Source organism: Paeniglutamicibacter psychrophenolicus, from assembly GCF_030812255.1.
Taxonomy (GTDB): Bacteria; Actinomycetota; Actinomycetes; order Actinomycetales; family Micrococcaceae; genus Paeniglutamicibacter; species Paeniglutamicibacter psychrophenolicus_A.
On sequence record NZ_JAUSSH010000001.1, the window covers coordinates 638467 to 664301 of the forward strand.

At 67.4% G+C, this 25835-nt stretch carries 23 protein-coding genes; 16 read left to right on the forward strand and 7 right to left on the reverse strand.

Translation table 11 applies throughout. From position 1 onward, the window contains the following. The first annotated feature begins 42 nt into the window (after window positions 1–42). From J2T21_RS02770 to gatB, 4 genes are all read left to right on the forward strand, one after another. The gene (locus tag J2T21_RS02770) at window positions 43–627 is read left to right on the forward strand and encodes a maltokinase N-terminal cap-like domain-containing protein (protein ID WP_307578189.1); all 585 of its coding nucleotides are present in this window, start codon (window positions 43–45) and stop codon (window positions 625–627) included. 131 nt (window positions 628–758) lie between these two features. Next, window positions 759–1055 (forward strand): Asp-tRNA(Asn)/Glu-tRNA(Gln) amidotransferase subunit GatC, encoded by a 297-nt coding sequence (gene gatC / locus J2T21_RS02775; protein WP_307578191.1) that lies wholly within the window; start codon window positions 759–761, stop codon window positions 1053–1055. Window positions 1056–1058: 3 nt separating this feature from the next. Next, entirely contained in the window at window positions 1059–2606 is a 1548-nt protein-coding gene (gatA, locus tag J2T21_RS02780) for an Asp-tRNA(Asn)/Glu-tRNA(Gln) amidotransferase subunit GatA (RefSeq protein ID WP_307578193.1), read from the forward strand. 1 nt (window position 2607) lies between these two features. After that, window positions 2608–4122 (forward strand): Asp-tRNA(Asn)/Glu-tRNA(Gln) amidotransferase subunit GatB, encoded by a 1515-nt coding sequence (gene gatB, locus J2T21_RS02785; RefSeq protein WP_373457876.1) that lies wholly within the window; start codon window positions 2608–2610, stop codon window positions 4120–4122. Window positions 4123–4246: 124 nt separating this feature from the next. Here gatB and J2T21_RS02790 read toward each other — a convergent pair whose 3' ends face one another. Further along, window positions 4247–6073 carry an HNH endonuclease signature motif containing protein gene (locus J2T21_RS02790; protein ID WP_307578195.1) on the reverse strand — a complete coding sequence of 609 codons (1827 nt, stop codon included), beginning with the start codon at window positions 6071–6073 and terminating at the stop codon, window positions 4247–4249. A gap of 108 nt (window positions 6074–6181) precedes the next feature. Here J2T21_RS02790 and J2T21_RS02795 point away from each other — a divergent pair, with 108 nt between their 5' ends. Genes J2T21_RS02795 through J2T21_RS02805 form a run of 3 tightly spaced genes read left to right on the forward strand, consistent with a single transcriptional unit; the run spans window position 6182 to window position 7855 of the window. Further along, entirely contained in the window at window positions 6182–6601 is a 420-nt protein-coding gene (locus J2T21_RS02795; protein ID WP_307578197.1) for an ArsR/SmtB family transcription factor, read from the forward strand. Further along, window positions 6549–6950 carry a VOC family protein gene (locus J2T21_RS02800; protein ID WP_307578199.1) on the forward strand — a complete coding sequence of 134 codons (402 nt, stop codon included), beginning with the start codon at window positions 6549–6551 and terminating at the stop codon, window positions 6948–6950. The genes J2T21_RS02795 and J2T21_RS02800 overlap by 53 nt, the downstream gene beginning before the upstream one ends. After that, window positions 6947–7855, forward strand: a complete 909-nt coding sequence (locus tag J2T21_RS02805) for an aminoglycoside phosphotransferase family protein (RefSeq protein WP_307578201.1) — start codon at window positions 6947–6949, stop codon at window positions 7853–7855. The genes J2T21_RS02800 and J2T21_RS02805 overlap by 4 nt, the downstream gene beginning before the upstream one ends. On the opposite strand, the gene J2T21_RS02810 is transcribed toward J2T21_RS02805, so the two are convergent. Beyond that, the gene (locus J2T21_RS02810; RefSeq protein ID WP_307578203.1) at window positions 7852–8529 is read right to left on the reverse strand and encodes a hypothetical protein; all 678 of its coding nucleotides are present in this window, start codon (window positions 8527–8529) and stop codon (window positions 7852–7854) included. The two genes, J2T21_RS02805 and J2T21_RS02810, sit on opposite strands and share 4 nt — an antisense overlap. A 92-nt stretch (window positions 8530–8621) precedes the next feature. Then, entirely contained in the window at window positions 8622–9551 is a 930-nt protein-coding gene (locus J2T21_RS02815; protein WP_307578205.1) for a LysR family transcriptional regulator, read from the reverse strand. 130 nt (window positions 9552–9681) lie between these two features. Between J2T21_RS02815 and tdh the strand changes: the two genes are divergently transcribed. Both tdh and J2T21_RS02825 read left to right on the forward strand, forming a co-directional pair. After that, complete coding sequence (gene tdh / locus J2T21_RS02820; RefSeq protein ID WP_307578207.1) at window positions 9682–10728, forward strand: L-threonine 3-dehydrogenase; 1047 nt, start codon at window positions 9682–9684, stop codon at window positions 10726–10728. Between the two features lie 50 nt (window positions 10729–10778). Then, window positions 10779–11978 carry a glycine C-acetyltransferase gene (locus tag J2T21_RS02825; RefSeq protein WP_307578209.1) on the forward strand — a complete coding sequence of 400 codons (1200 nt, stop codon included), beginning with the start codon at window positions 10779–10781 and terminating at the stop codon, window positions 11976–11978. A gap of 176 nt (window positions 11979–12154) precedes the next feature. Here the strand turns inward: J2T21_RS02825 and J2T21_RS02830 are convergent, their stop codons facing one another. The 3 genes from J2T21_RS02830 to J2T21_RS02840 all read right to left on the reverse strand — a co-directional run bounded on the left by J2T21_RS02830 (window position 12155) and on the right by J2T21_RS02840 (window position 17911). After that, window positions 12155–13504: a purine-cytosine permease family protein gene (locus J2T21_RS02830; RefSeq protein ID WP_307578211.1), complete on the reverse strand. Its 1350-nt coding sequence runs from the start codon at window positions 13502–13504 to the stop codon at window positions 12155–12157. A gap of 352 nt (window positions 13505–13856) precedes the next feature. Continuing rightward, complete coding sequence (locus J2T21_RS02835; RefSeq protein ID WP_307578213.1) at window positions 13857–15854, reverse strand: hydantoinase B/oxoprolinase family protein; 1998 nt, start codon at window positions 15852–15854, stop codon at window positions 13857–13859. 2 nt (window positions 15855–15856) lie between these two features. Then, complete coding sequence (locus J2T21_RS02840) at window positions 15857–17911, reverse strand: hydantoinase/oxoprolinase family protein (protein WP_307578215.1); 2055 nt, start codon at window positions 17909–17911, stop codon at window positions 15857–15859. A 191-nt stretch (window positions 17912–18102) separates the two neighbouring features. On the opposite strand from J2T21_RS02840, the gene J2T21_RS02845 reads away from it, so the two are divergent. Beyond that, the gene (locus J2T21_RS02845; RefSeq protein ID WP_307578218.1) at window positions 18103–19665 is read left to right on the forward strand and encodes a PucR family transcriptional regulator; all 1563 of its coding nucleotides are present in this window, start codon (window positions 18103–18105) and stop codon (window positions 19663–19665) included. A gap of 18 nt (window positions 19666–19683) precedes the next feature. Here J2T21_RS02845 and J2T21_RS02850 read toward each other — a convergent pair whose 3' ends face one another. Next, window positions 19684–20346 (reverse strand): GntR family transcriptional regulator, encoded by a 663-nt coding sequence (locus J2T21_RS02850; protein ID WP_307578220.1) that lies wholly within the window; start codon window positions 20344–20346, stop codon window positions 19684–19686. Between the two features lie 168 nt (window positions 20347–20514). Here J2T21_RS02850 and J2T21_RS02855 point away from each other — a divergent pair, with 168 nt between their 5' ends. From J2T21_RS02855 to J2T21_RS02880, 6 genes are all read left to right on the forward strand, one after another. Then, complete coding sequence (locus J2T21_RS02855; protein ID WP_307578222.1) at window positions 20515–21555, forward strand: aromatic ring-hydroxylating dioxygenase subunit alpha; 1041 nt, start codon at window positions 20515–20517, stop codon at window positions 21553–21555. Between the two features lie 5 nt (window positions 21556–21560). Then, the gene (locus J2T21_RS02860) at window positions 21561–22010 is read left to right on the forward strand and encodes a hypothetical protein (RefSeq protein ID WP_307578224.1); all 450 of its coding nucleotides are present in this window, start codon (window positions 21561–21563) and stop codon (window positions 22008–22010) included. Then, window positions 22007–23059: a succinylglutamate desuccinylase/aspartoacylase domain-containing protein gene (locus tag J2T21_RS02865; protein WP_307578226.1), complete on the forward strand. Its 1053-nt coding sequence runs from the start codon at window positions 22007–22009 to the stop codon at window positions 23057–23059. The genes J2T21_RS02860 and J2T21_RS02865 overlap by 4 nt, the downstream gene beginning before the upstream one ends. Window positions 23060–23126: 67 nt before the next feature. After that, window positions 23127–24053 carry an ABC transporter substrate-binding protein gene (locus tag J2T21_RS02870; RefSeq protein WP_307578227.1) on the forward strand — a complete coding sequence of 309 codons (927 nt, stop codon included), beginning with the start codon at window positions 23127–23129 and terminating at the stop codon, window positions 24051–24053. A gap of 24 nt (window positions 24054–24077) precedes the next feature. Beyond that, complete coding sequence (locus tag J2T21_RS02875; protein WP_307578228.1) at window positions 24078–25004, forward strand: amino acid ABC transporter permease; 927 nt, start codon at window positions 24078–24080, stop codon at window positions 25002–25004. Further along, complete coding sequence (locus tag J2T21_RS02880; RefSeq protein ID WP_307578230.1) at window positions 25001–25804, forward strand: amino acid ABC transporter ATP-binding protein; 804 nt, start codon at window positions 25001–25003, stop codon at window positions 25802–25804. The genes J2T21_RS02875 and J2T21_RS02880 overlap by 4 nt, the downstream gene beginning before the upstream one ends. The last annotated feature ends 31 nt before the right edge of the window (window positions 25805–25835 follow it).

Genomic DNA, 25835 nt, shown 5'->3' on the forward strand with positions numbered 1-25835 from the left:
GGGCCGCCTGTTCCATCCGTCGACGTCGTGCAGGAGCGCAACATGAGCGAGATTTTTGCCACCACCATGGATCCCACCAAGCACCAGCTGATCGCGGCGTGGTTGCCGCGCCAGGATTGGTTCGCCGGCGAGGGCAAGCCGGTGCTTCAGACCCTCGGCGGCTTCCGGCTCGATGACCCGGCCGGCGATGTGGGCATGGAATTCATCGTCGTGGCCGACACCGCACCCGCAGAACCGGTCATCTACCATGTGCCGCTGAGCTATCGCGGGGCGGAGTTGCCCGGTGCCGAAGCATCGCTGCTGGGCACCAGCGAGCACGGGGTGCTGGGCGTGCGCTGGATCTACGACGGCGAGGGCGACCCGGTGTGGCAGGCGCAGGTGCGTGCGTTGCTGGCCGGGGACGTGGCGGCGCAGCACCAGAACATCTCCCACACCCTCGAGCCGCTGGTGGGCGTGGACCGCGCCGCCGGCCAGGGAACCGGCGAGGCTGCCGGAAACCGCAAGACCACCGTGATCCGCCGCCCGGTTGCCGGTGGCGCGGGCTCGTCGGGCGCCGCGGCGTGGGTCAGCTCACCATGGACCGAAGCCGGTGAGCCGGTGCGCGGAGCGGTCATCGAATTCTCCTAGCCACAAGGCGCTCCGGCCCCGGGGGGAACGGGGCCGGGGAGGGCCCTGCTGGCGGGCCGCGCGAAGCCATGGGCAGGGTCCGGGCGTACTAGACTAGGGGGGAAACCCCATCCGCCCACCTAGGGAGATACATGTCTGCCATCAGCCGTGAGGACGTTGCGCATTTGGCGCAGCTGGCCCACATCGAGATGAGCGATGCCGAGCTGGACAAAATGACCGGCGAACTCGGTGTCATTGTCGAATCAATCGCGTCGGTCTCCGAGGCCGCCTCGGCCGACGTCCCGGCCACCACGCACCCCATTGCCCTGTCGAACGTCTTCCGCGAGGACATCGTGGGTCCGACGCTCACCGCCGAGGAAGCGCTGATGAACGCACCGGACTCGGTCGACACCCGCTTCAAGGTGCCGGCCATTTTGGATGGAGAGTAATTCATGAACCAGATCATCCAACTTTCCGCCACCGAGCTCGCGGCCAAGCTGCGCGCAGGCGAGATCACGTCCGTGCAGGCCGTGCAGGCACACCTGGACCGCATCGCGGAGGTTGACGGCGGAGACCGCGGCGTCCACGCCTTCCTGCACGTGAACACCGACGAAGCCCTGGCCGTGGCCGCCGAGGTCGACGCCATCCGCGCCGCCGGCGGAGCCGACGCGCAGGCACTGCACCCGTTCGCCGGCGTGCCGATCGCCATCAAGGACCTCATCGTCACCAAGGGCCAGCCCACCACCGCGGCATCGAAGATGCTCGAAGGCTGGATGAGCCCCTACGACGCAACCGTGATCGAAAAGATCCGCGCCGCGAAGCTGCCGATGCTCGGCAAGACCAACCTGGACGAGTTCGCGATGGGGTCCTCCACCGAGCACTCGGCCTACGGCCCGACCCGCAACCCGTGGGACCTGGACCGCATCCCGGGCGGCTCCGGAGGCGGTTCCGCCGCCGCAGTGGCAGCCTTCGAGGCACCGCTGGCCCTTGGCACCGACACCGGCGGATCGATCCGCCAGCCCGGAGCCGTCACCGGCACCGTCGGCGTGAAGCCGACCTACGGCGGGGTCTCGCGCTACGGGGCGATCGCCATGGCCTCCTCGCTTGACCAGATCGGCCCGGTCACCCGGACCGTGCTTGACTCCGCGTACCTGCACGAGCTGATCGGCGGGCACGACCCGGCCGACTCCACCTCGCTGAACGAGCCGGTGCCGGCCCTCGTTGAGGCCGCCGAGCAGGGCGCCAGCGGCGACATGACCGGCGTGCGCGTCGGCGTCATCAAGGAACTGCAGGGCGAGGGCTATGAGGCCGGTGTCCAAGAGCGCTTCAACGAATCGCTCGAGGCGCTGCGCGCCGCGGGTGCCGAGATCATCGAGGTTTCCTGCCCGAACTTCAAGTACGCGCTGGGCGCCTACTACCTGATCATGCCCTCGGAGGTCTCCTCCAACCTGGCGAAGTTCGACGGCGTGCGCTTCGGCACCCGCGTGCTTCCCACCCAGGGTCCGCTGACCATCGAACGCGTCATGGGCGCAACCCGTGCCGCGGGCTTCGGCGACGAGGTCAAGCGCCGCATCATCCTGGGCACCTACGCGCTGAGCGCAGGCTACTACGACGCCTACTACGGCTCGGCACAGAAGGTCCGCACGCTGATCCAGCGCGACTTCGACGCCGCATTCGCGCAGGCCGACGTGCTGATCTCCCCGACCAGCCCGACCGTCGCCTTCGAGCTGGGCTCGAAGACCGACGACCCGCTGGCGATGTACCTCAACGACGTGGCCACCATCCCCGCCAACATGGCCGGGATCCCGGGCATCACCGTGCCCGGCGGCCTGTCGCAGGGCCTGCCGGTCGGCATCCAGTTCCTGGCCCCGGCACGCGAGGATGCCCGCCTGTACCGTGCCGGAGCGGCACTTGAGAAACTGCTGGAAGACAAGTGGGGCGGCCGTCTGCTGGATTCGGCCCCCGAACTGTCCGCCGCCACCACCGGAGGGGTTGCCTAACATGGCCATGCACCAAGAAGAACTTGTCGACTTCGATGTCGCCCTGGAAAAGTACGACCCGGTGTTGGGCTTCGAGGTCCACGTCGAGCTGAACACCAAGACCAAGATGTTCTCCTCCGCACCGAACGTTTTCGGCGATGTGCCCAACACCAACGTCACCCCGGTGTGCCTGGGCCTGCCCGGCGTACTGCCGGTGGTCAACAAGACCGCGGTGGAATACGCGATCATGATCGGCCTGGCGCTGAACTGCAAGATCGCCGAGCGGTGCGGTTTCGCCCGGAAGAACTACTTCTACCCGGACACCCCGAAGAACTTCCAGACCTCGCAGTACGACGACCCGATCGCGTACGACGGCTGGATCGACATCGAGCTGTCCGACGGCGAGGTCTTCCGCGTGGAGATCGAGCGCGCGCACATGGAAGAGGACGCCGGAAAGCTCACCCACATGGGCGGGTCCACCGGCCGCATCCAGGGCGCCGACTACTCGCTGGTCGACTACAACCGTTCCGGCGTGCCGCTGGTCGAGATCGTCACCAAGACCATCGAGGGTGCCGGCAAGCGCGCCCCCGAGCTGGCCAAGGCCTACGTCGCGGCGATCCGCGAAATCGTCAAGGCCCTGGATGTCTCGGACGCGAAGATGGAGCGCGGCAACGTGCGTTGCGACGCCAACGTCTCGCTGATGCCCAAGGGCGCGGAGAAGTTCGGCACCCGCACCGAGACCAAGAACGTGAACTCGCTGCGCGCCGTCGAGCACGCGGTGCGCTTCGAGATCGAGCGCCACGCTGCGGTGTTGAACTCGGGGGCTGCCATCGTGCAGGAAACCCGCCACTGGCACGAGGACACCCGCACCACGACCTCGGGCCGCCCGAAGTCCGACGCGGACGACTACCGCTACTTCCCGGAGCCGGACCTGGTTCCCGTGGTGACCACCGTCGAGTGGATCGAGGAGCTGCGCGCCCGCCTGCCCGAGCCGCCGGCCGAGCGCCGCAAGCGCCTGCAGGCCGACTGGGGCTACTCGGACGCCGAGTTCCGCGACGTCGTCAACGCCGGTGTCACCGAGCAGATCGAGGAAACCATTGCCGCGGGCACGACCGCAGCGGTGGCCCGCAAGTGGTGGATGGGCGAGATCGCCCGCCTGGCCAAGAACGCCGACAAGGACGTTGCCGACCTGGGCGTCACCTCGGCAACGATCGTCGAGCTGAACTCGCTGATCGAGTCCAAGAAGATCAACGACAAGATCGCCCGCCAGGTGCTCGAGTTCGTGGTTGCCGGCGAGGGAACCCCGTCCGAGGTCGTGGAGAAGCGCTCGCTGGCGGTCGTCAACGACGACTCGGCCTTGGGTGCCGCGATCGACGCCGCCATGGAGGCCATGCCCGACGTGGTCGCCAAGGTCAAGGGCGGCAAGCTCCAGGCCATCGGTGCGCTGATGGGCCCGGTCATGAAGGCCACGCGCGGACAGGCCGACGCCGGCCGCGTGCGCGAGCTGGTGCTTCAGAAGCTGGGCATCGAGGGCTAGGTCCCCGTTTTCCGCTGGAGACGGCGTCGAGCCCCGGTCACCCACTGTGTGGGAGCCGGGGCTCGACCTCGTTAAGGGTGGCTTTCGCCGCATGGACGGCCTGGGCGCAGAACGGCTGTTGGACTCAGAACAGCGGCGGGTTGCTGTTGAACTGCCGCCAGTAGGTGTTGCGTCGTGGTCGTTGTTCGGGGTCCATGAATTTGGGCAAGATGACGGAGAAGAGCCCGTCGGCATCCCGGACCACGTCGATGAGTCCGGTGTGCTTGGCATGATCGTGGTTCGAGCAAAACGGTCTGCCCTCGTCGATTTTGGTGGATCCGCCCTTGGCCCATTCGTCCTCATGGTCGATCTCGCAGTGCTCCGGCGGCACGGTGCACCCCGGGAAGATGCACCCGCCGTAGACGGCGAGGATTGTCTTGCGCATGTAGTCGGGGAAGTAGCGCTGCTCGGTGCCCAGATCCAGGATCCGGCTTTCCCCGTTCATTGTGATCGGGATCGCCCCGCCAATGCACAGGGCATGCCTGAGTTCGGCCGGGTTGTATTTTTGCCCGTGCAGCGTGAGCCCGGATTGCGCCACCCGACCCTCGAGCTCGGCCAGCGTCGTGATGATGAATATTTCCGGTGAAGGAAGCCCCGCCGTCCTGGTTCCCTTGGGTGGGCGGCCACTGGACTTGAGCAGATTCATCAAACCCTGGAGATGCCGCTGCGGTGGAGTGAGGCCGTCGGAGCCGTATTCGGTGTTGTTCATGGCTTCCAGGATGTTGGCTTCGGAGGGAGCCGGGTCCAGGGTGAGCTTGTCTGCCTCGACGGGGTCGGTCAGCGGGAGGCCCGTAGCTGTATCAACCAGGAAGTCGGGGAAGTCCGGAGTCGAGGGTGCCGTGCCGGCTTGCGTGCCGTTTCCGTCCTCGGGGGTGGCCGCATCTGATTCGTTGGAACCGTTGGAACTGTTGGAACTGTTGGAACTGTTGGAACTGTTGGAACCGGTGGAACCGTTGGAAGTATTGGAGGCCTCGGCACCGTTCCAAAGATCCCGTGCCTGCTGGAGCAATTTGTCGCGGTCCCCGGCCTTGGTGCGCGGGTTGTCCATTTGGGCGAAGAGCGCAAGGAGGGTCTCGGCATCGGCCGCCCGGACGCGCAGCAGGAACTCTGCGATCCCGGCGTTGGTACCGCGGTAGAACGCGCCAAGCTTGGCGCGCAACACTTCCTCGGAAGGTTCCTTGACGCCGCCGGCGAGCTCGACCCCGAGGGCGCTGAACAACTTGTTGGTGCTGCGGGGGTCTTCTTCCCGCACGGAGTCGGCCACCTGGGCCTCGAGCCGGGCGGCAAGCTCCTCGGCGTTCGGATACTGCTTGATATCCGGGTGCAACCGCTCCAGCTTCTTGGCGGCCTCGGCAAGCTGGTCCGGTGAGGCCTGGCCGCCCGCGAGTGCCTCGGCCAGCAACGGGAATTGTGGAGGCTGCTCGATGCCATGGACATCGGTGTGCGGGAAGAATCGGGTGGCGGCCTGCACTCGGTCGCGGGCCTCAATGAAGCCGATGCGGAAGGTGCGCTGCAGGAACTCGGTGGTGTCCTTGAAGGTGGGCCGACCCTTCGGCGGGGTGGCGGGGCCTTCGGGCACATCGATGGTTCCCTCGATGTAAGCGTCCGGGTCCGCGAGGCACCGGTTGATCCCGACGAGGGTGTCCTCGGGCAGCTCGTGGACCAGGGTGCGCTGCGCCAGGTCGGTGGCCGAGAGCTGGGCGAATCCGGTGGCGCGGTGGGTGCGTTCGACCACCTGGACAAAGTATGCCGCCTCCGTGGGGGAGCTGGTGTGCTCGGCGATGCGCGGCCCGAGTTCCTCGAGGGCCAACGCCAGTGCGGTGTAGGCGCGCAGCTCATCGTCCGGGGTCACTGGGTACCTCGGATCCTCACGATCGTTCGTGAGCAGGGCGATGGCTGCTGCTGTGGTCATGGTTCAAGCATGCGCCCCCGGATGCGGCGGCGGGAGGGGGTGCGCGGGGATGTGGATAACGTGGGCCGGGTCTTGACAGGCAAGCGACCACTTGCCTTAATGGTGGGTGTGGAGGAGCTGTTGAAGGCGTTGGCGGACCCGACCCGGGCGGTGATCCTGGACGAGCTGGTGGAACACACCGGCCAGACGCTCTTTGAGATCTGCAACCGGTTGTCGTCGCGGCATGGCATCAACCCCAGCCGGCAGGCGATCTCGCAGCACCTTGCGGTGCTCGAGGCGGCGGGGCTGGTGCGCAGCGAGCGCTCGGGGCGTTACAAGTTCCACTACGTGGACACCGCGCCGTTGCGTGCGATCACGGAGCGCTGGCCGGACACCGAGGCGCAGGACTCCACAAGGGAAGCCGACGGACTCGGCAGCACCACGGACCCGGACGCGCCGCGCCCGGGCGCATTGCCGGCATCGAAAGGGAAAAACCATGAGGATCAATCTTGCCAGCGTGCTGGTCAGCAACCAGGCCAAGGCGCTTGAGTTCTACACCACCAAGCTGGGGTTCGTGAAGAAGAACGACGTGCCGATGGGGGAGTTCTCCTGGCTGACGGTCGTCTCGCCGGAGGACCCGGATGGGGTGGAGCTGGTGCTGGAACCGGACAGCCACCCGGCGGTGCGGCCCTTCCTCGACGCGCTGGTGGCCGACGGAATCCCGTTCACCTCCTTCGCCGTCACCAACGTGCAGGCGGAATACGAGCGGCTGGTGGGCCTGGGTGTGCAGTTCACCCAGCCGCCGACCGCGATGGGGCCGGTGACCACCGCAGTGTTCGATGACACCTGCGGGAACCTGATCCAGATCGCCGCGATGGTCCAGGCACCGGGGGAATGACCCCCACGCCCGTGCCTGCTGCCGACGTGGCCGTCGATCCGGCACTGGTGCGGGCCCTGTTGCGCGCCCAGCACCCGGACCTGGCCCGGCTGGAACTTCGGTTCGCCGACGACGGCTGGGACAACGTGATCTACCGGCTGGGGACCGAGCTCGCGGTGCGGCTGCCGCGCCGGGACGTTGCCCATGCGCTGCTGCTCAACGAGGTGCGCTGGCTCCCGTTCCTGGCGCCGCGGCTGCCGCTGCCGGTCCCGGTGCCGCTGCACCGCGGCAGGCCGGGAGAGGGCTACCCGTACCACTGGGCGGTGGTGCCGTGGCTGCCCGGTTCCAGCGCGGCCTCGGTGGGCGTGCAGGTGCGCGACGGGTACGCCGGGGAACTGGCCACGTTCTTCCGGGCGTTGCATGTGCCGGCCCCGGCCGATGCCCCGCGCAACCCGGTGCGCGGGGTTCCGCTGCGGGACCGGGACCAGGCGCTGCGCGGGCGGCTGGAGGCGGTGGAGGAGCCCGAGCGCGCGGCACTGCTGGACATCTGGGAGCGGGGGCTCGCCGAGGTCCCGCACGCCGGGCCGCGCTTGTGGCTGCACGGGGATCCGCACCCGCACAACATGCTGGTGCGCGATGCCGCGGGCACCGGGAAGTCCCGGCTGTGCGCGGTCATCGACTTCGGCGACCTGACCGCCGGGGACCCGGCCAGCGACTTGGCCGTGGCGTGGCTGCACTTCAGCGCATCTGCGCGCGCGGAGTTCCGACGGCAGCTGGAGAATCATGGGCTCTATTCGCCGGGCACCTGGGAACGGGCCCGGGCCTGGGCGGTGAACTACGCGGTGCTCATGGCCGCGCTGCCGGTGGGAGATCCCCTGCATGGCGTGGGGGTCCATGGCATCGGGCAGCTGCTGGCCGAGGCCTAAGGCGGGCCGAGGGACATGGTTCCGATCGGATCGACCCGGGACCGAGACGGCTTCTCGATCTCGGCGCGCACGCGGGGCTTTCCGGCCATGAGCCGGCGCAGGTCCCACCGGGAATGCGCGGAAAAGTAACCGGGCGGGAAGAAGTCACCGGTCATGCCGGCGAGCAGGGCCAGTTGGTGCCCGGCACAGGCGAGCGCGCCCGGGACAGAGTCGTCGAATTGGGACACCAGCACCACATGCACGATGGCACACAGCGGAACGCCGAGCACCGCGGCCATGATCCATCCGCCGGCGACGCTGCGGCCGGCATACATGGTGGCGAGGTGGCTGGCCCTTGGCGTGGCCGAGTTGACCCGGCGCCAGAGATACAGGCCCAACCCCGTCGACAACACGGAGGCAGGGACCAGCCACGGCAGGGCGCCCGGCAGCGCATCGGAGGTGACCACGTTGACGAGTGCGGCCCGGGCCAGGGTGATGCCCAGCCCCACCGGAACACTTGCGGCACCGCGCCGGGCGCCGAGGTTTTGCGCCGTGGAGCGTAGGGCCGAGCCCGCCTCGGCCGGGACCGCAGCCGACGTACGGGGATCCAGCCAGCAAGCCAGCTCGTGTCGTGGCGGTTGGGCGAATCCCGGTTCCGGTTGCCATGCGGAGGCCTGCGGCGTCGGGTCGTCCATGCGCGGTTCTCCTGGAAGCTTGCCCCGGTTGGTCGCCTGGCCGCAGCAGGAAATCGACGGAACGACCTTCCGTGGGAGGGGCCGCGTCGGGATCAGGCCGTGGGTCCCGGAACCGCGTCGCCGGTGAGCTCGGCCATGGCCTGGCCCATGGCGGTGGCCACCAGCTGCACGCTGCGCCGGTGCATGGATTCGGGCCGCGCCAGCAGGTCGATGCGCCGGCGGTTGGCGATGCCCTCGAGCCGGCGCAGCACCACGTTCTCGCCCAGCGCGGCGCCGGCGGTGTAGCGCGGAATGATGCCGATGACGTCCCCGGCGGCGACCAGGGCGGCGACCGTGGCGTAGTCGTTGACGCGGTGGATGATGTCGGGGGCCGAGCCGGCGACCGCGCTGATGGCGCCGAGCACATCGGCCGGGGAGAACCCCTCGCGGCTGACCACCCAGTGCTCGCCGACCAAATCCGCCGGGCGCAGCGTGTCCCTCGCCGCCAGCCGGTGGCCGGCAGGCAGGGCGATGTCCAGGGGCTCGTGCGCGAGCGGGGTGACGACGACCCGCTCGGCGGGCCAGTGCGGGGTGTGGTCCATGCGGTGGGCCAGGACCAGGTCGTAGCGGGCGGTCAGCGCCGGAAAATCCTGCTGGGCCACGTCCTCGTCGAAGAACCGCGGCGCGGGGGAGCCCGGGGCGGTGAGCTTGCCCAGCAGCGGGGCGAAGAGCACCTGGCCCACGGAGTGGAACCCGGCCACGGAGACCGGGGCGGCGGTGCTCTCCTGGAACTCGCCGATCGCGGCCCGTGCCGCGGCCAGCGAGGAGACCACCGTGGCGCCGGCGGCCGCCAGCACCTGACCGGCCTCGGTGAGCACCAGGTTCCGGCCCTCCTTGCGGGTCAGCGGGACCTGGATGTTGCGCTGGAGCAGGGCCAGCTGCTGGGAGACGGCCGAGGGCGTGACATACATGGCGCGGGCCACGGCCTTGACCGAGCCGAGGTCGCCGAGTTCGCGCAGGATCTGCAACTGGTGGACTTCCATGTAGTCAATCCTAATTCGTTGATTGAGAAACATGCGTATCTTCTAAGGTGTCTATGTCGGGTGCGAGATGCCAGACTGGAGGCGAATCGTCCATGAACGCGCGCCAGGCGGCGCAATTGAGGAGCCATCGATGAAGGCACTGTACAAGTCCGGACCGCACGCCGGATTCGAGCTGGTTGACCGCCCCGAGCCCGTGGCCGGCGACCGCGACGTGAAGATCCGCGTGATGACCGCAGGCATCTGCGGCACCGACCTGCACATCCAGGCCTACGACGACGCCGCCAAGGCCATGATCAAGGCCCCGATGATCCCGGGCCACGAGTTCTACGGCGAGGTCGTCGAGGTGGGCGACGAAGTCACCGACGTGAAGATCGGCGACCGCGTTTCCGGCGAGGGCCACGTGGTCTGCGGCATGTGCCGCAACTGCCGCGCGGGCCGGCGCCAGATGTGCATCAACACCGTCTCGGTCGGCGTGCAGCGCGACGGCGCCTTCGCCGAATTCGTCGTCATTCCCGAGACCAACGTCTGGGTCCACCGCGACCCCTCGATCACCCCGGAACTCGGCGCGATCTTCGACCCGTTCGGCAACGCCGTGCACACCGCGCTGTCCTTCCCGCTGGTCGGCGAGGACGTGCTGATCACCGGTGCCGGGCCCATCGGCCTGATGGCCATCGCCGTGGCCCGCCACGCGGGTGCCCGCAAGATCGCCATCACCGACGTCTCCCCGCAGCGCCTGGAACTGGCCCGCGGCATGGGCGTGGACCTGGCCATCGACGTCTCGGCGACCCGCATCAAGGACGCCCAGCGCGAACTGGGCATGCGCGAGGGCTTCGACTTCGGCATGGAAATGTCCGGCCACCCCACGGCGCTGCCGGAAATGATCGAGAACATGAACCACGGCGGGCACATCTCCATGCTTGGCCTGCCCTCCAGCTCCATCGACATCGACTGGGGCAAGGTCGTCACCCACATGCTCACGCTCAAGGGCATCTACGGCCGCGAGATGTTCGAAACCTGGTACGCAATGAGCGCCATGCTCACCTCCAACCCGGTGCTGCGCGAGCGCGTCGCCTCCGTGGTCACCGACTACCTGCCGGCCACGGACTGGGAAGCCGGCTTCGACGCCGCGCGCTCCGGCCACGGCGGCAAGGTCGTCTTGGACTGGACCGTCTTCTAGACTTTCCCCCAAGCATCTTCCACATTCCCGCGACCTTTAGGAGAAGCCCCGTGTACACCACCATGAAGGACGAGCTGGCAGCCGAACTGGCCCAGCTGCGCACCGACGGCCTGTTCAAGTCCGAACGCCACATCGACTCGGCCCAGTCCAACCGCATTTCCGCCGGAGAGCTCGGCTCCAGTGCCAAGAAGGTGCTGAACTTCTGCGCCAACAACTACCTGGGCCTGGCGGACGACGAGCGCATCATCGAGGCCGCCAAGAACGCCATGGACACCCGCGGCTTCGGCATGGCCTCGGTCCGCTTCATCTGCGGCACCCAGGACCTGCACCTGGAACTCGAGGCTGCGGTCTCCAGGTTCCTGGGCACCGAGGACACGATCCTGTTCTCCAGCTGCTTCGACGCCAACGGCGGTGTCTTCGAGTCGCTCTTCGGCGCCGAGGACGCCATCATCTCCGATGCGCTGAACCACGCCTCGATCATCGACGGCATCCGCCTGTCCAAGGCCGCGCGCTTCCGCTACGCGAACCAGGACATGGCGGACCTGGAGACCCAGCTGGAGGCAGCCGCCGCACTGAACGACGGCAAGGGCGCCCGCCGCACCATCATCGTCACCGACGGCATCTTCTCCATGGACGGCTTCATCGCCCCGCTTCAGGCCATCTGCGACCTGGCCGACAAATACGGTGCACTGGTGATGGTCGACGACTCCCACGCGGTGGGCTTCATGGGTGCCACCGGCGCCGGCACCCCGGAGCACGCCGGGGTCTCGGACCGCGTGGACATCTACACCGGCACCTTCGGCAAGGCCCTGGGCGGCGCCTCGGGCGGCTACGTCGCAGGCCGCGGCGAGATCGTGGCGATGCTGCGCCAGAAGGCCCGGCCCTACCTGTTCTCCAACTCGCTGGCCCCGGCCATCGTCGCCGCCACGCTCAAGGCCCTGGAACTCGTGGAGGGCTCGGGCGAACTGCGCGAGAAGCTCTTCGCCAATGCCGCGCTCTTCCGCCGCCGGATGACCGAGGAGGGCTTCGACCTGCTCGATGGGGAGCACGCCATCGTCCCGGTGATGTTCGGTGACGCCGTCAAGGCCGCAGAGGTGGCCGGCAAGATGCTCGAGCAGGGCGTCTTCGTCACCGCGTTCAGCTTCCCGGTGGTCCCCAAGGGCGCCGCACGCATCCGCGTGCAGCTTTCGGCGGCCCACTCGGACGAAGACATCGAGGCCTGCGTGCAGGCGTTCGTCGCCAGCCGCTGATCGCACAACAGGCATCGCCCGCCTTCCCCATGCCGGGGGAGTGCGGGCGATGCCTGTTTTTTGCGGCGGTTGGCCACCTGCCGAAGGAGGCGGGGTGGCCACCGTGCCTCCGGGAACGACCGGGAACGACCGGGAACGACCGGGTGCGACCCGGTGCGACCGGAAATGACCGGGTGCTAGCGGCCGGCCAGGCTCGCCGCGGGGGTCACGGTTTCGGAGCCGGAGCGGCGGATCAAGGCCCCGTAGATCAGCGCCGCCAGCACCGGGGTGGCCAGCGAGCCGATGTTCGAGGCCCAGGGGCTGCCGGATTGGATCAGCGTGATCCCGGCCGCTGCCGAGATCACCCAGGCCGCGACTCCGGCCCGGTTCAGCGCGGGGAAGGCGGAATCGGGAAGCGATCCGGCCGGCACGATGCCGCCGCGGCGCTCCTGGACCAGGATGTGCACCAGTGCGATGGCCACCCAGCCGGTGACCAGGGCACCCTGCCAGGACAGGGCCAGCAGCAGGTACTTGACCACCGGCAGCAGCATCAGCAGGTAGATGATGGTGGCGCCGATCCCGACCCAGGCCAGCGAGGGCAGGCGCAGGTGCAGGGCGCGCTGGGCGAATTCACGCAGGTTGGCAATGCCCAGCGCGTAGTTCGCGGTGTTGATCCGGGTCTGCGACACGAAGATCACCAGCAGGCCCAGCGGACCCATGAGCTGTACCAGGGCCCCGGCCACACCGGTTTCCGTGGCTTCCGCGCCGGGAATGGTGAAGGTCAGGTAGATGCCGATCAGCGAGTTCACGCCGAAGGCCAGGGTGTAGAACAGCCAGCCGAAGGTGTAGCGCTGGTGGAACTTGACGTCCTTGGCGCGGCCCAGGGCGGCGAAGTCCATCGTGTACATCATCAGGATCCACACGCCCATGAAGGCGGCGCAGGTGGCCAGCCAGCCGGGACCGCCGGCGGTGAACGGCAGGGCCCCGGGGGAATGGGTGAGCCAGGCACCGCCATCGGGGTGGGCGATGGACGCCCAGATGACGGCGACGAGCAGGCCGCCCCAGTAGACCGGCAGAAGCCAGCCGTTGATCTTGTCCAGCCAGCGTTGGATGCCACCGGCGATCAGCGGGATCGTGTAGAGCACCACCAGCGCGTACCAGAGCTCGAGGGGCCCGCCGAACTGGGCCTGGAAGGCGTAGCCGAGGATGGCACCTTCGAAGACCGCATAGTAGATGGCGGTGGCGGCGAAGACCAGGGTGGCCAGCAGGGCGCCCTTGCTGCCGAGCAGGGTGCGGGAGAACTGGGCGACGGTCAGGGAATGCTTCAGCGCATACCCGGCCAGGACCCGGTTGATCGCCCCATAGAGGACGATGGTGATCGCCAGCCCGATGAGGGTGTCGATGGTGCCATAGGCCTGGGCCAGCGAGGCGCCGATGTAGATGAAGAACATGGCCGACACCAGGCCGTACCAGGCCATGGACAGGGAGCCGGCACCCATCTTGGTGTTTTCGGTGGCCGGGTTCTCGGCCGTTGCTTGCGTTGACACGGGACTTCTCCTTCAAAAGGGCACGGCAGGGCCAAGGGGGCGATCCGGTGGGTGCCTGGTGCCGGGGGTGGGTGACAAGGAATGGGGTCGAGGCCATCCCCTGGGGGTCAGCCGGTGCCCTGTGTGTGAAGTCGAACAATTGCTGCGTGCTGGTGCGCGGTTCGGCAGCCGATCCCCGCGCCCCGGGTGTCGGTGCCGGTGTCCCCCGCCGCGGCAGGGGGACACCGGCACCGATTACCTCGAGCCCCGCACTGGGGGGTGGTGCGGCCGGGCGGAAGGGGGGGCGAAGAGTTCCGGGAAACCCGGCGGCTTCGAGCATTCCCCCTTCCGCCCGGCGGCGGTGGGCCGTCGGCTACTGCCAGTGGGCCGATGAGCGGCGCTTCATCAACTGCCGGTACTCGGCCGTGGTGTTCTCATACAGTTCGCCGGTGCCCCAGTCCAGGATCACGCCGTGGCGGCGAATGACATCGAGCATGTCCGTGGTGCCGTTGCGGTAGCGTTCGGCCACCGCGTGCGCATCCTCGGTGAGCCAGCCCTGCCGCGCGGCACGGATCTGCCCGCGCAGCTCGGTGGTGGCGGCCTCGTCGATCTCGAACTCGTCGAGTTCCGCGTCGATCTCCCGGATCACCACGCCGTAGTCCCTGGCGGCCCGTTCGAGCGAGACGTAGCCGTCGATGACGTCCTCGCGGACCTCGTCGGGGGTGCGCAGCAGCGGGTCGCCGAAGCCGCCGCCGCCGGCGGAGGGACGGGTGAAGGTGTCCCCGGACTGCACCGGCACGGAAGAGAAGTTCGAACCGAGGTAGCGTTCCTGCTCCGTCCCCTTGTTCAGCCAGACGCCGTGCGGGATGGAGGGCAGGCCGCCCTCGATGCCCCAGGTGATGGAGCGGGCACGGTCGCAGCAGTAGCTCATGACGGTGTCGAAGGCGTCGGTGAGCACCCCGCCCTTTTCGATCCCCAGTCCGCCGCGGTAGCGGCCCGGCCCGGCGGAGTCAATGGCGATCTCGTGCCGGGTGGTCAGCACGGGGGAGAGTCGTTCCTGGCCCTCGACCGGCTGCACGGCCAGCCCGGGGCCGAAGACCGGTGCGGTGGCCGAGGAGCCGTCCTTGCTGGCGCGTCCGCCCCAGCCGCCGGCCATCCAGTCGTACCACATGAAGTACTCGTTGTTCGGGGTCCGGGCGTCCTTGCCGCCCACCAGCAGGTACTCGAGGTTGAACGCGCACGCCATGGCGCGTTCGGGCATGATCTGGCTCCACAGTTCGAAGATCCCGTTCATGATCTTCTCGTACGGACCGGAACAGAACCCGGTGACGGCGTAGGGCCATCCGGCGTTGACCACGGTGCCTTCCGGGCCGATCTCCGCACGGACCGCGGCGTAGAAGCCGGAGTTCAGCGGGACATCGGGGAAGAAGGTCTTGGTGCCGGCGTAGATGGCCGAGTGGGTGGTCCCGTACCCGGAATTCAGGAAGGTGGCCACGGCGGGGGCGGAACCGGTCAGGTCGTAGTGGATGCCGTTGCCGTCGAGGGTGAGCTTGATCTTGATCGGCACCAGGCCCTCGCCCTTGCCCGGGTCCACGTCGATGTAGTCGGTGGTTTCCCATTCGCCGCGGGGCAGGGACTCCAGCTGCCGCAGCACCGTGCGCTCCACGTAGTCCTGGGTTTCCTGCATGGCCGCCAGCACGGTGCCCTTGGTGTACTTGCCGACCAGGCGGTGCACTTCGCGCTCGCAGACCGCGGTGGCCTCGGACTGGGCATGGAGGTCGCCCATGGCCTGGCGCGGTGCGCGGGTGTTGGACACCAGCAGCTGGGCGACGTCGTGCAGGAAGACGCCCTTGGACCAGATCCGCACCGGGGTGATGCGCAGTCCCTCGCCGAAGTGCTCCTTGGCGTTGACATCGAAGGATCCCGGGACATTGCCGCCGATGTCTGCCCAGTGCCCCTTGTTCTGGGCGAAGGCGATGACCTCGCCGTCGGCGAAGATCGGGCGGATGAAAGACACGTCGTTGAAGTGCGTCCCGCCGCGGTAGGGGTCGTTGATCGCGAAGACATCGCCGGGGTGGATGTCCGTGCCGAACTCCTCGAGCACGGCCTTGCACTGGAAGTGCAGCGTTCCCACGTGCACCGCGATGTCGCCGGAGCCCTGCATCACGGTGTTGCCCCGGGCGTCGCACAATGCCGAGGAGAAGTCGCGGGAGTAGATGACGAAGGAGTAGCAGGTGCGCAGGATCTGTTCGCTCATCAGGTCGACCGAGGTCGCGAACGCGTTCTTGAGCACCTCGAAGGTGACGGGGTCCAGCGAGGGATGTTTCGCCGTGTTGGCCAGGGTATCTGGGGCAACGAGTGTATCGGTCATGACTAGGACTCCTTGCTTGAGGGAAGGTCGTGGAGGTGGATGCGGATGTTGCCCCAGCCGTCGATTTCGGCGGTCGTGCGCGGTGGCACGACGGTGGTGGAATCGAGCTGGTCGATGATGGCCGGTCCGGGGAAGGTGGCTCCGGCGGGGAGCCGGCTGCGGTCGAAGACCGGGGTGTCCAGCCATCCGGCGTCCCCGAAGTACACTTCCCGCGTGGAGACCGGGGAACCCGGGGCCGCGTTGAGTTCGGTGGCCGGAATGAAGGCCGGCTTCGGGGTCTTGCCGACGGCGCTGAGCAGCAGCTGGTAGATCTCCACCGGCTGGTCGTCCTGGCGGAAGGCGAATTCGCGCTCGTGTTCCTGGTGGAAGGTCTCAATGGCCGTGTCCAGGGCGCCGCGTCCGGACCCGATGGGCACCGAGAGCGAGCGCCACTGTCCCGCGTAGCGCATGGAGATCTCGCGTTGCAGTACGGCGTTGTCGTCGCTGACCCCCTCATGCCGCAGGCGCGAGGAGGCTTCCCTTTCCAGGGTCGCGAAGCGGGCTTCGATGTCGGCCGGATCGGTCTCGGAGGCCAGGCCGGTGAACATCGCCGAGAGGTCGTGGCGGATGTCGACCAGCAGGCAGCCCAGTGCGGAGGTGACCCCGGGATTCGCCGGAACCACGACGGTGGGGATGTTCAGTTCGCGTGCCACCTCGGCGCCATGCAGTGCCCCGGCCCCGCCAAAGGCGATGAGCGCGAAGTCCCGCGGGTCGTAGCCCCGGCGGATCGAGATCAGGCGGACCGCATCGGCCATGTTGGCGTTGGCGACCTGCAGGATCGCGTGGGCGGCCTCGGCCTCTTCCATGCCCAGCGGCTCGGCAATGACGCGCTTGATGGCCTCCAGTGACAGGGTGCGGTCCAGGGACTTGGCGCCGCCGGCCAGGGAGGTTCCCAGGCGGTTCAACGCCACGTTGGCGTCGCAGTTGGTGGGTTCTTCGCCGCCGGTGTTGTAGCAGGCCGGGCCCGGTGCCGCGCCGGCGGACTGGGGGCCGTTGCGCAGGGATCCGGCGATGTCGATGTGGGCCAGGGAGCCGCCGCCGGCACCGATGGTCATGACCTCGATGGAGGGGAAGACGATGGGGTGGCCGTATTCGACCTGCCATTCCTTGGTGATGCGCAGTTCACCGCCCGAGACCAGGCAGATGTCGGTGGAGGTGCCGCCCATGTCCAGCCCGACGGCGTTCTCGAAGCCGCATTGCTGGGCGACGTGCTTGGCGGCGATGGCGCCGGCGGCAATGCCGGAGGCGGCGAGCCGCACCGGGTAGCGCTTGACCATTCGCGGGGTCATCGATCCGCCGCCGGAGTGAAGCAGCAGCAGGTCCCCGGCGTAGCCGCCGTCCTTGAGCTGTGTGGCCAGGCGGTCCACGTATCCGGTCACCAGCGGGGCCAGCACGGCATTGGAGACCGCGGTGTTGAAGCGGTCGTGCTCGAAGATCTCCGGAAGGATCTCGGCCGATGCCGAGACGGTGGCCTCGGGGAGCTCTTCCTGGAGGATCTCGCGCATCCGGATCTCGTTGGCCGGGTTTGCGTAGGAGTTGATGAAGCACACGGCGATCGTGGTGGTGCCGCGCTTGCGCAGCAGGGCGGCAAGCCGCCGGGCCTCGACCTCGTCCAGGGAGGTGACGACCTTCCCGGAGAAGTCGACGCGCTCGGTGATCTCGAAGCGGTCGCGGCGTCGGATGTAGGGGCCCGAGACATCGTTGTACGCATCCCAAAGATCGTCCTTGGTTCCGTCCCGGATTTCGATCACATCGCGGAATCCGCGGGTGGTGATCATGGCCGAAGCGGGGAACTTGCGGGTGATGAGGGCGTTTGTCGCCACGGTGGTCCCGTGTGAGAACAGTGAGACATCGGCAAGATTGATGTTCGCCCGTTCCACCCCGCCCATGACAGCCAGCATCGGGTCGTGGGGTGTGGAGGGAACCTTGGTGACCCGCATTTCCTGGGTCTCTTCGTCGAAAATGCAGACGTCGGTGAACGTGCCTCCCACGTCCACGGCAACTCGTAAATTAGCCATTCTGCGCTCCTTGCAGGGTTCGTGTTATTCGCTTCCCACAACCATGCAGTGTGATGCACATCTCTGTCATTAGTGGATTTCAAAGCTCGCGGGCCTATCATTGGAATTTCTACAAACACCCGCACGGCTCGGGATGATTCGGGGCCCCACGGCCTCGAAAACGAAGAGTGGATCGAACGAAGGAAATCGCGGTGTTGCACTTAAGTGACTTGGTGAAGGACAGGACCCTGGGTTTGGAACTCGTGGTGGCCGGCCCCCTTGATCCGCGGGTCACCGGAGCCCATAGTTCCGAGATCCACGATCCGGCCCGCTGGTTTGAACCGGGAAACATCATGCTGACCACCGGCATGCGGTTCATCACCGAAGCGCGTCCGGAGGCCGCGGCGCGCGAGCTGGTGGAGGCACTGCTCCGGGCGGAGATTTCAGCGCTGTTTTTCGGCATCGGCCTGTATTTCCCCGCGGTTCCCGGGGCCTTGCGCGAGAGCTGCCTCGAGCTTGGCTTGCCGCTGGTGGCCGTCGCCCCGGAGGTCCCCTTCCGGCAGATCGAAAACCACGTCAATCGAAACGCTGCGGTGCCCGAGGAGTACGGCATCAAGCGCATGCTTTGGCTGACCAATGACCTGCTGGACAGCATCTCCTCCGACACCCCGGTGAAGTCGCTGATCGGCCGGGTGGGCACCGCCTGCCGCGGGACCGCGGTGCTCTACGATGATTCCGGGGCCATCGTCGAATCCACGGGCGAGGGGCCCACGAACCTGATCCTCTCGGCGATCGCCAGCGGGCCCTCGCCCCTGGACAGGATTTCGATTGGCCGCTGGGAAGTGATGTACCGTTCGATGGTGCTGCGCGGACGCGGCTACCATTTGGCGATTGCCACGCGGCAGGGGGCGCTGCTCGATGACCTGGGCGATGTCCTGCTGGAAACCACCCAGCGCATGCTCGGGGCGATTGAGGGCATCAGCCATTTCGACACCTCGCGCCAACGCCATGAGAATGCCCGGCTGCTGACCAGCCTGCAGGACGGGATCGAGGTCTCGCGGGAACTGCGCTACTGGGAGTCGCTCAAGCCCCTGGGATTCACGGCCTTCGAGCCGGTCCGCGTGGTGGTGGCCACCACGCTGGGGGAGGCGTTGCTGACCCCGGCCCGGGTTGAGGCCCTGATGGATGTTGCAGGTCGGCTGGATGTTCCGCTGCTCTTCGCCGAGAACGGAAAGACGCCAGAGGTGCCTCCGGGGTTCCATGCCCTGCTTCCGGAGTCCAGGGCCGGCGGGCAATGGCTGGAAGCCGTTGCGCAGGGCCTGGCGATTGGGTTGAGTGAGCCCTTCGCTTCACTCGCGCAGGTCCCGGAGCAGTTCGCGGAGGCCGAACTTGCCGCCGGCATCGCCCGGCGGCGGCCTTCCGGCGAGGCGGGTGGGACCGGGTGCATGGTGAAGATGGAGCAGGTTGATCCCGCGAGCTGGTTGCTGGCGCGGCTCAAGGGCCCCGCGGACCGCAAGCGATTGACCCGGTTTGTGCAGCCGCTGCGACAGGAAAAGGAATTGGTGGACACGATCCAGGGGTATTTGGCGCTGGACCAGGATGTCGCCAAGGTCGCGGCCTGGCTCTACGTCCACCCGAACACCGTTCGCTACCGCGTCAAGAAGGTGGGCGAGCTCCTCGGCGGGGGCCTGGACGAGCCGGGCCTGATCGCCAACCTTTACCTCGCCTACCAGGAGGAGATCCTGCGGATCAGGGCCCAAGCCACCGGATCATAGCCGCCTGGTTCCGCGGGCTCACCCGCGGGAGGGAAGCGCCTGCGGGTCGATCTCGCCTGCGTCGTGGCAGTAGCCCAAGACCCGGATGATCGTTTCCAGGTCGCCCGCGGGCAGCGCCTGGAGGATGTCGCGGTGGGCCTGTGCGATGGAGGCCTGGTGTTCCGGCCCCAGCTGGTAGGCGCGGGTGATCCGCCGCTGGATCGGGTGTCCCCAGATGCTTCCCAGGGTTTCGCGCAGGTACTGGTTGGGGCAGGGGTCCAAGAGCCTCAGGTGGAATTCCTTGCCAAGGCGGAACTGTTCCTCAGCGTCGGTGGGTTCCACCGTCTCGAATTCGTCGATGAGTGCCCGCAGCCGCACCAGTTGCGCCGGTGAATGCTTCCCGATGGCCTGTGCCATTGCCAGCTGCTCCAGGTGGTAACGCACCTCGAAGACGTTGTGTACATCCTGGGCGGTGAGGTCGTTGACCACGTACCCGCTTCCGGGCACCAGCGTGGCCAGCCCCTCCATGGCGATTTGCGCCAACGCGTCGCGCACCGGGGTGCGTGAGACCCCGTATTGGGCGGCAACCTGCTCCTGGACCAGGGATGCCCCCGGCTTCAGCGTTCCGCTGACGATTTCGGAGGCGATTTGTTCATGGACGCGCACCGCCAGCGGCCTTGCGTCGTGGACTCCCGTAGCCATGCGTCTCCCTGAAAGTGTCTATTCGCCGTTCCCAGCATTCTATCGTGCGGTTTTCGGTTCATGGCGAGGAGCTGGTGGCGGAGATCACAAAAAACCCTTGACCTATCTGTATCCACTGTATACGGTGAATGCAGTCAGTCACTGTCGATCTTCTGGAAAAGGAAAAACATGTATGTCTTGAACACCTGGTACGTGGCGGCCTGGAGCAATGAGGTCGACCGCAAGCCGGTCAAGCGGGTCATCTGCGAACAACCCCTGGTACTCTTCCGCACCCAGAACGGCACGCCCGTGGCCCTGGCCGACCGCTGCGCCCACCGCGCCTTCCCGCTCTCGGAGGGCCGCACCATCGGGGACTCCATCGAGTGCGGTTACCACGGCTTCACCTATGGCGCGGACGGCATGTGCACCAAGGTCCCGGCGCAAAGCACCATCCCGGAGCGCGCCAAGGTCCGCAAATACCCGTTGGTGGAAAAGGACGGCTGGATCTGGGCCTGGATGGGCGATGCCGATTTGGCCGATCCCGCGGACGTGCCGGACACGCACTGGATGACCGATCCCGAGTGGGCGACCGTCACCCACTCCTTCCACTTCAAGTGCCGCGCCGGGCTGATCCATGACAACCTGCTGGATTTGACCCACGAATCCTTCCTGCACAAGACCACCGTGGGCGACGACTACATCTACGAGCACGGCATCACCGTGGAAGTCGAGGGCTCGGTGGTCAGCGTCGACCGTCTGATGCCTTCGGTGGCCGCCCCGCCGCTGTATGCCGACACCATGGATGCCCGCGGCTTGTTCGACCGCTTCCACTGCACCGAGTTCTTCGTCCCCAACCTGCACGTGCTGCACTCCGGAATCACCGGGGAAGGCCGTCCCCGCGAGGAGGGCTACCTGATCAAGGTGCTCAACGGCATCACCCCCATCGACGAGCACAACTCCTGGTACTACTACGCTTTCAGCCGCAACTTCGCCGTCGACGACTCGCAGGCCACCGAGGACCTGCGCGTGGGCCTGAACACCGTGCTGGAGGAAGACGCCGAGGCCCTGGAAGCCCAGGAAATCGGCATGCAGACCCGCCCGGCCGGTGAGTTCGACGTGCTCATCGCCCAGGACGGCGGCGTGGCCAAGGCCCGGCGCATCCTCTCCACGCTGCTCAAGCGCGAGCAGGCAGCAGCCGCGGACCGGCCCGTCGCCGGTGCAAGGGCATAAACGCCATGTGGATGCTGGTACGGGCCGATTCGCTCGACGACTACTGGGAGGCCGGGCAGGGGCAACGAACCCTGGCCGCCAACCCGGACACCGATGAACGAGGAGACCCCTGGCGCTGGACCGCCCGGCTGGCCGAGCGCGACTCCGGGCCCGAGGTGCTCATCGATGCCGACCCCGACTACATCGGGGTGCAGACCTCCGTCTACACCGACGGGCACACCGGGATCGTCGAACGCCCCGCCGGACACCAGCTGGTGGTGACCTCGCTGCACGGCGAGGTGCTCATTGCCGCGGTCGACGGCCCGTGGGAACGCTGGCTGAAGCCCGGCGACGTGTTCATCGTCGAAGGCGAGGAGGACGAAGCGCTGCGCGTTTCGCTCACCGCCCCCGACGCCAAGGTCTCCGTCACGGTGCTGGCCCCGCGCCGCGCCGCGGCCCTGAGGTGGGTTCCGTGAGCGCCGGGGCGGCGCAGCTGCGCCAGCTCGCCGCGGTCAGCGACTCCTTCACCGGAATCGACTTCTCCGCCATCGGAAAACAGCTGGGCTACGGACATGTGGTGCATTCGGACAATGTGCACGACGGCTCGGTCATCCCGGTCCCGGTGGCCGTGATCTCCTCGGGCCCCGGACCGGTGGCCCTGTTGGTCGCCGGCACCCACGGGGACGAGTACGAGGGCCAGATCCTGGCCCACGAACTGATCCGTGAATTGGAAGCGGAGCAGCTGACCGGCACCGTGATCATCGTGCCGGCGGCCAACTCCCCGGCCGTGCGCGGCGCTGCGCGGGTCTCGCCCATCGACGCGGGCAACCTCAACCGCAGCTTTCCCGGCAACGCCGATGGCGGGCCCACCGCACAAGTGGCCGCACTGATTGCCGGGGAACTGCTGCCGCGTGCCGATTTCCTGATCGACATGCATTCGGGCGGCTCGAACGCCACCTACCTGCCCAGCGCCTTCATCTACCGCGGCCCGGACGAGGAGCTGTGGGAAGCGAAACTGCGGGCCGTCCGCCTGCTCGGACTGCCCTACGTGATGGTGGTCGCCCCGCTGCTGGAACCCGCATCGCTTTCCAGCGCCGGGGACCTGGCCGGGGTCCTGACCATCTCCACCGAGCTGTGCGGCGCCGGCACCGTTGACCGCCAGGTGCTCTCCACCATCCGCGGCGGCATGCCGCGGATGCTGGCGGACCTGGGGATCATGCGCCGGGACACCGACGCCGGCGACGCCGCACCGGTGGCCGAGCCGCAGTGGCTGGAACTGGTGCCCGAATCCACGGTCACCTCGAGGGTGGCCGGGCTCTTTGAACCGCTCGTGGACCTGGGTGAATCCGTGCTCGCCGGGCAACCGGTGGCGCGGGTGCACTTCATCGACGAGCTGGACCGGCAACCGCGGGTGTTCCATGCGCGGATAGACGGCGTGGTCGCGATCATGCGCCGGCCCACGCTGGTGGACCCCGGGGCCCATCTTCTCCACGTTGCGGAGTTGCTGGAATCCCCCCAGTCGTAGCAAATCCCGTTCCCCCACCAAGCCCGGCGCCACTCGCGGCCCGGACAACCCCGAAAAAGGACAGATTATGATCTCGCAGCGCACCTCACGTTTTCTGGCCGGCGGCATCCTCCTTGCCCTGGCCGCCACCGGATGCACCACCGTCTCCGAGGCCGGAACCACCCAGGGCACCGACGCCCCGGCTGCCGGATCCGGCACGGCACTGGCCGTCAACGAGGAAGCCCGGGCCCTGCTCCCGGCGGAGATCCGGGACAAGGGCGTCCTGACGATCGCCTCGGACCCGACCTACCCGCCGTTTGAGTTCTACGACACGGACAACAAGACCATCATCGGCTGGGATGCCGACATGGGCGACGCCATCGGTGCGGTGCTGGGCCTGAAGGTCGAGCACGTCCCGGCGACCTTCGACACGATCCTGCCGGGCCTGGCCTCGGGCAAGTACGACATGGGCATGTCCACCTTCACCGTGACCGATGAGCGCCGCAAGGTCGTGGACTTCGTTCCCTACCTGCAGGGCGGCACCGGCCTGGCCGTGGCCCCGGGCAACCCGGAGGCGCTGACCGTGGAAGCCACCTCCCTGTGCGGCAAGGCGATCGCCGCACAGAAGGGCTCGATCCAGTCGCTGGACATCCTGCCGGCGTTCTCCAAGGAATGCACCGAGGCCGGCAAGAGCGCCATCGACATGCAGTTCTTCCCCACACAGAACGATGCAAACCTCGCCCTGACCTCCGGTCGGGTCGCGGGAGTCATGGCCGACTCGGTGTCCCTGGCCTACCAGGGCACGCTGGCTGACGGCAAGTTCGAGCTGGCCGAGGGCCCGGACTACGAGCCGGAACTGACCGCCACGGCGCTGGGCAAGAAGAGCGGGCTGCTGCCGGCCGTCCAGGCAGCAACCGTCGCGGTGCTGGAATCCCCGACCTATGGGGAAATCAACACCAAGTGGGAGCTTCCGGCCAGCACGGAAATCACCCCTGCCGAAGTTGTCCTGAAGTAGCCCGGAAACCACGCCATGACACTAATGACTGAACCAAAAAAGACCGCGACGACGGCCGATGACTTCAGCATCGTCAAGGCCCGGCACCCGGGACGGTGGATTTCCGCCGCCGTGATCGTGTTCCTGGGCCTGCTGCTGGCCCGCTCGGTGGTCACCAACCCGAATTTCGGGTGGGAAACCGTCGGGATGTACATCCGCGACATCTCGATCGTGCGCGGCATCGGGATCACCTTGCAGCTGACGGCGATCTGCATGGCCATCGGCATCGTGCTTGGCGTGGTGCTGGCCGTCATGAGGATCTCCGCGAACCCCGTGGTGCGCACCGCCGCCTTCGCCTACGTGAACTTCTTCCGCGGCACCCCGGTGCTGGTGCAGCTGCTGTTCTGGTACAACCTGGCAGCGCTCTACCCCTCGATCACCTTCGGCATCCCCGGGGTGGATTTGGACGCGAACCGGATCATCACCCCGATGACCGCCGCGATCCTGGGCCTGGGGCTGAACCAGGCCGCGTACATGTCCGAGATCGTGCGGGCAGGGATCCTGTCGGTGGAAAACGGCCAGTCGGAGGCGGCCGGTGCGCTGGGCATCAACCGCCTGCAGACCATGCGGCGGATCATCCTGCCGCAGGCCATGCGGGTGATCATCCCGCCCACGGGCAACGAGACCATCGGCATGCTCAAGACCACCGCCCTGGTCTCGGTGATCTCGGTGCCGGAGCTGCTGTACTCGGCGCAGATCATCTACGCACGGAACTTTGAGACGATTCCGCTGCTGATGGTGGCGAGCATCTGGTACATCGTGGTCACCTCGATCCTAAGCGTCGGGCAGTACTACCTCGAACGCCACTACGCCAAGGGTGGGCAACGCAGCCTGCCGGCGACCCCGTGGCAACAACTCAAGCGCTTCGTGCGTGTCCACGACCCCCTGACCCTCAAGGGAGCCAAGAAATGAGTGCGACCATGATGGAGGCCTCCGCCGCCGCCAAGACGCTGGAACCGATGATCAAGGCCGATGCGATCCGCAAAGACTACGGCCGGCTGCAGGTGCTCAAGGGCATCGACCTGCAGGTGGAGCGCGGGGAGGTGGTGTGCCTGATCGGTCCCTCCGGGTCGGGAAAATCCACGCTGCTGCGCTGCATCAACCACCTGGAGACCATCGAGGGCGGCCGGATGTGGGTGGACGGCTCGGTGATGGGCTACGACCTCAAGGGCACCAAGCTGCACGAGCAGTCACACTCCAAGGTCTGCCGGTCCCGGATCGAGATCGGGATGGTGTTCCAGCACTTCAACCTGTTCCCGCATATGACGGTGCTGGAAAACCTGATCGAGTCCCCGCGCCTGGTGTTGAAGGAGAAGCGTTCCACCGCCACGGCGCGGGCCCTGGAGCTGCTGGATTCGGTGGGGTTGGCGGACAAGGCCAAGGCCTACCCGCGCCAGCTCTCCGGCGGCCAGCAGCAGCGCGTGGCCATTGCCCGGGCGCTGTGCATGCGTCCGAAGGTGATGCTCTTTGACGAGCCGACCAGCGCGCTGGACCCGGAGCTGGTGGGCGAGGTGCTGAAGGTGATGAAGGACCTTGCGGCCACCGGCATGACCATGGTGGTGGTGACCCACGAGATGAACTTCGCCCGGGACGTTGCCGACCGGGTGGTGTTCATGGCCGATGGGCATGTGGTGGAGCAGGGTCCGGCCAAGGACGTCATCGGCAACCCGCAGCATGAACGCACCCGCGCCTTCCTCGCCTCTGTGCGCTGAGGCACGCATCAACCATTTATCCACGCACTCT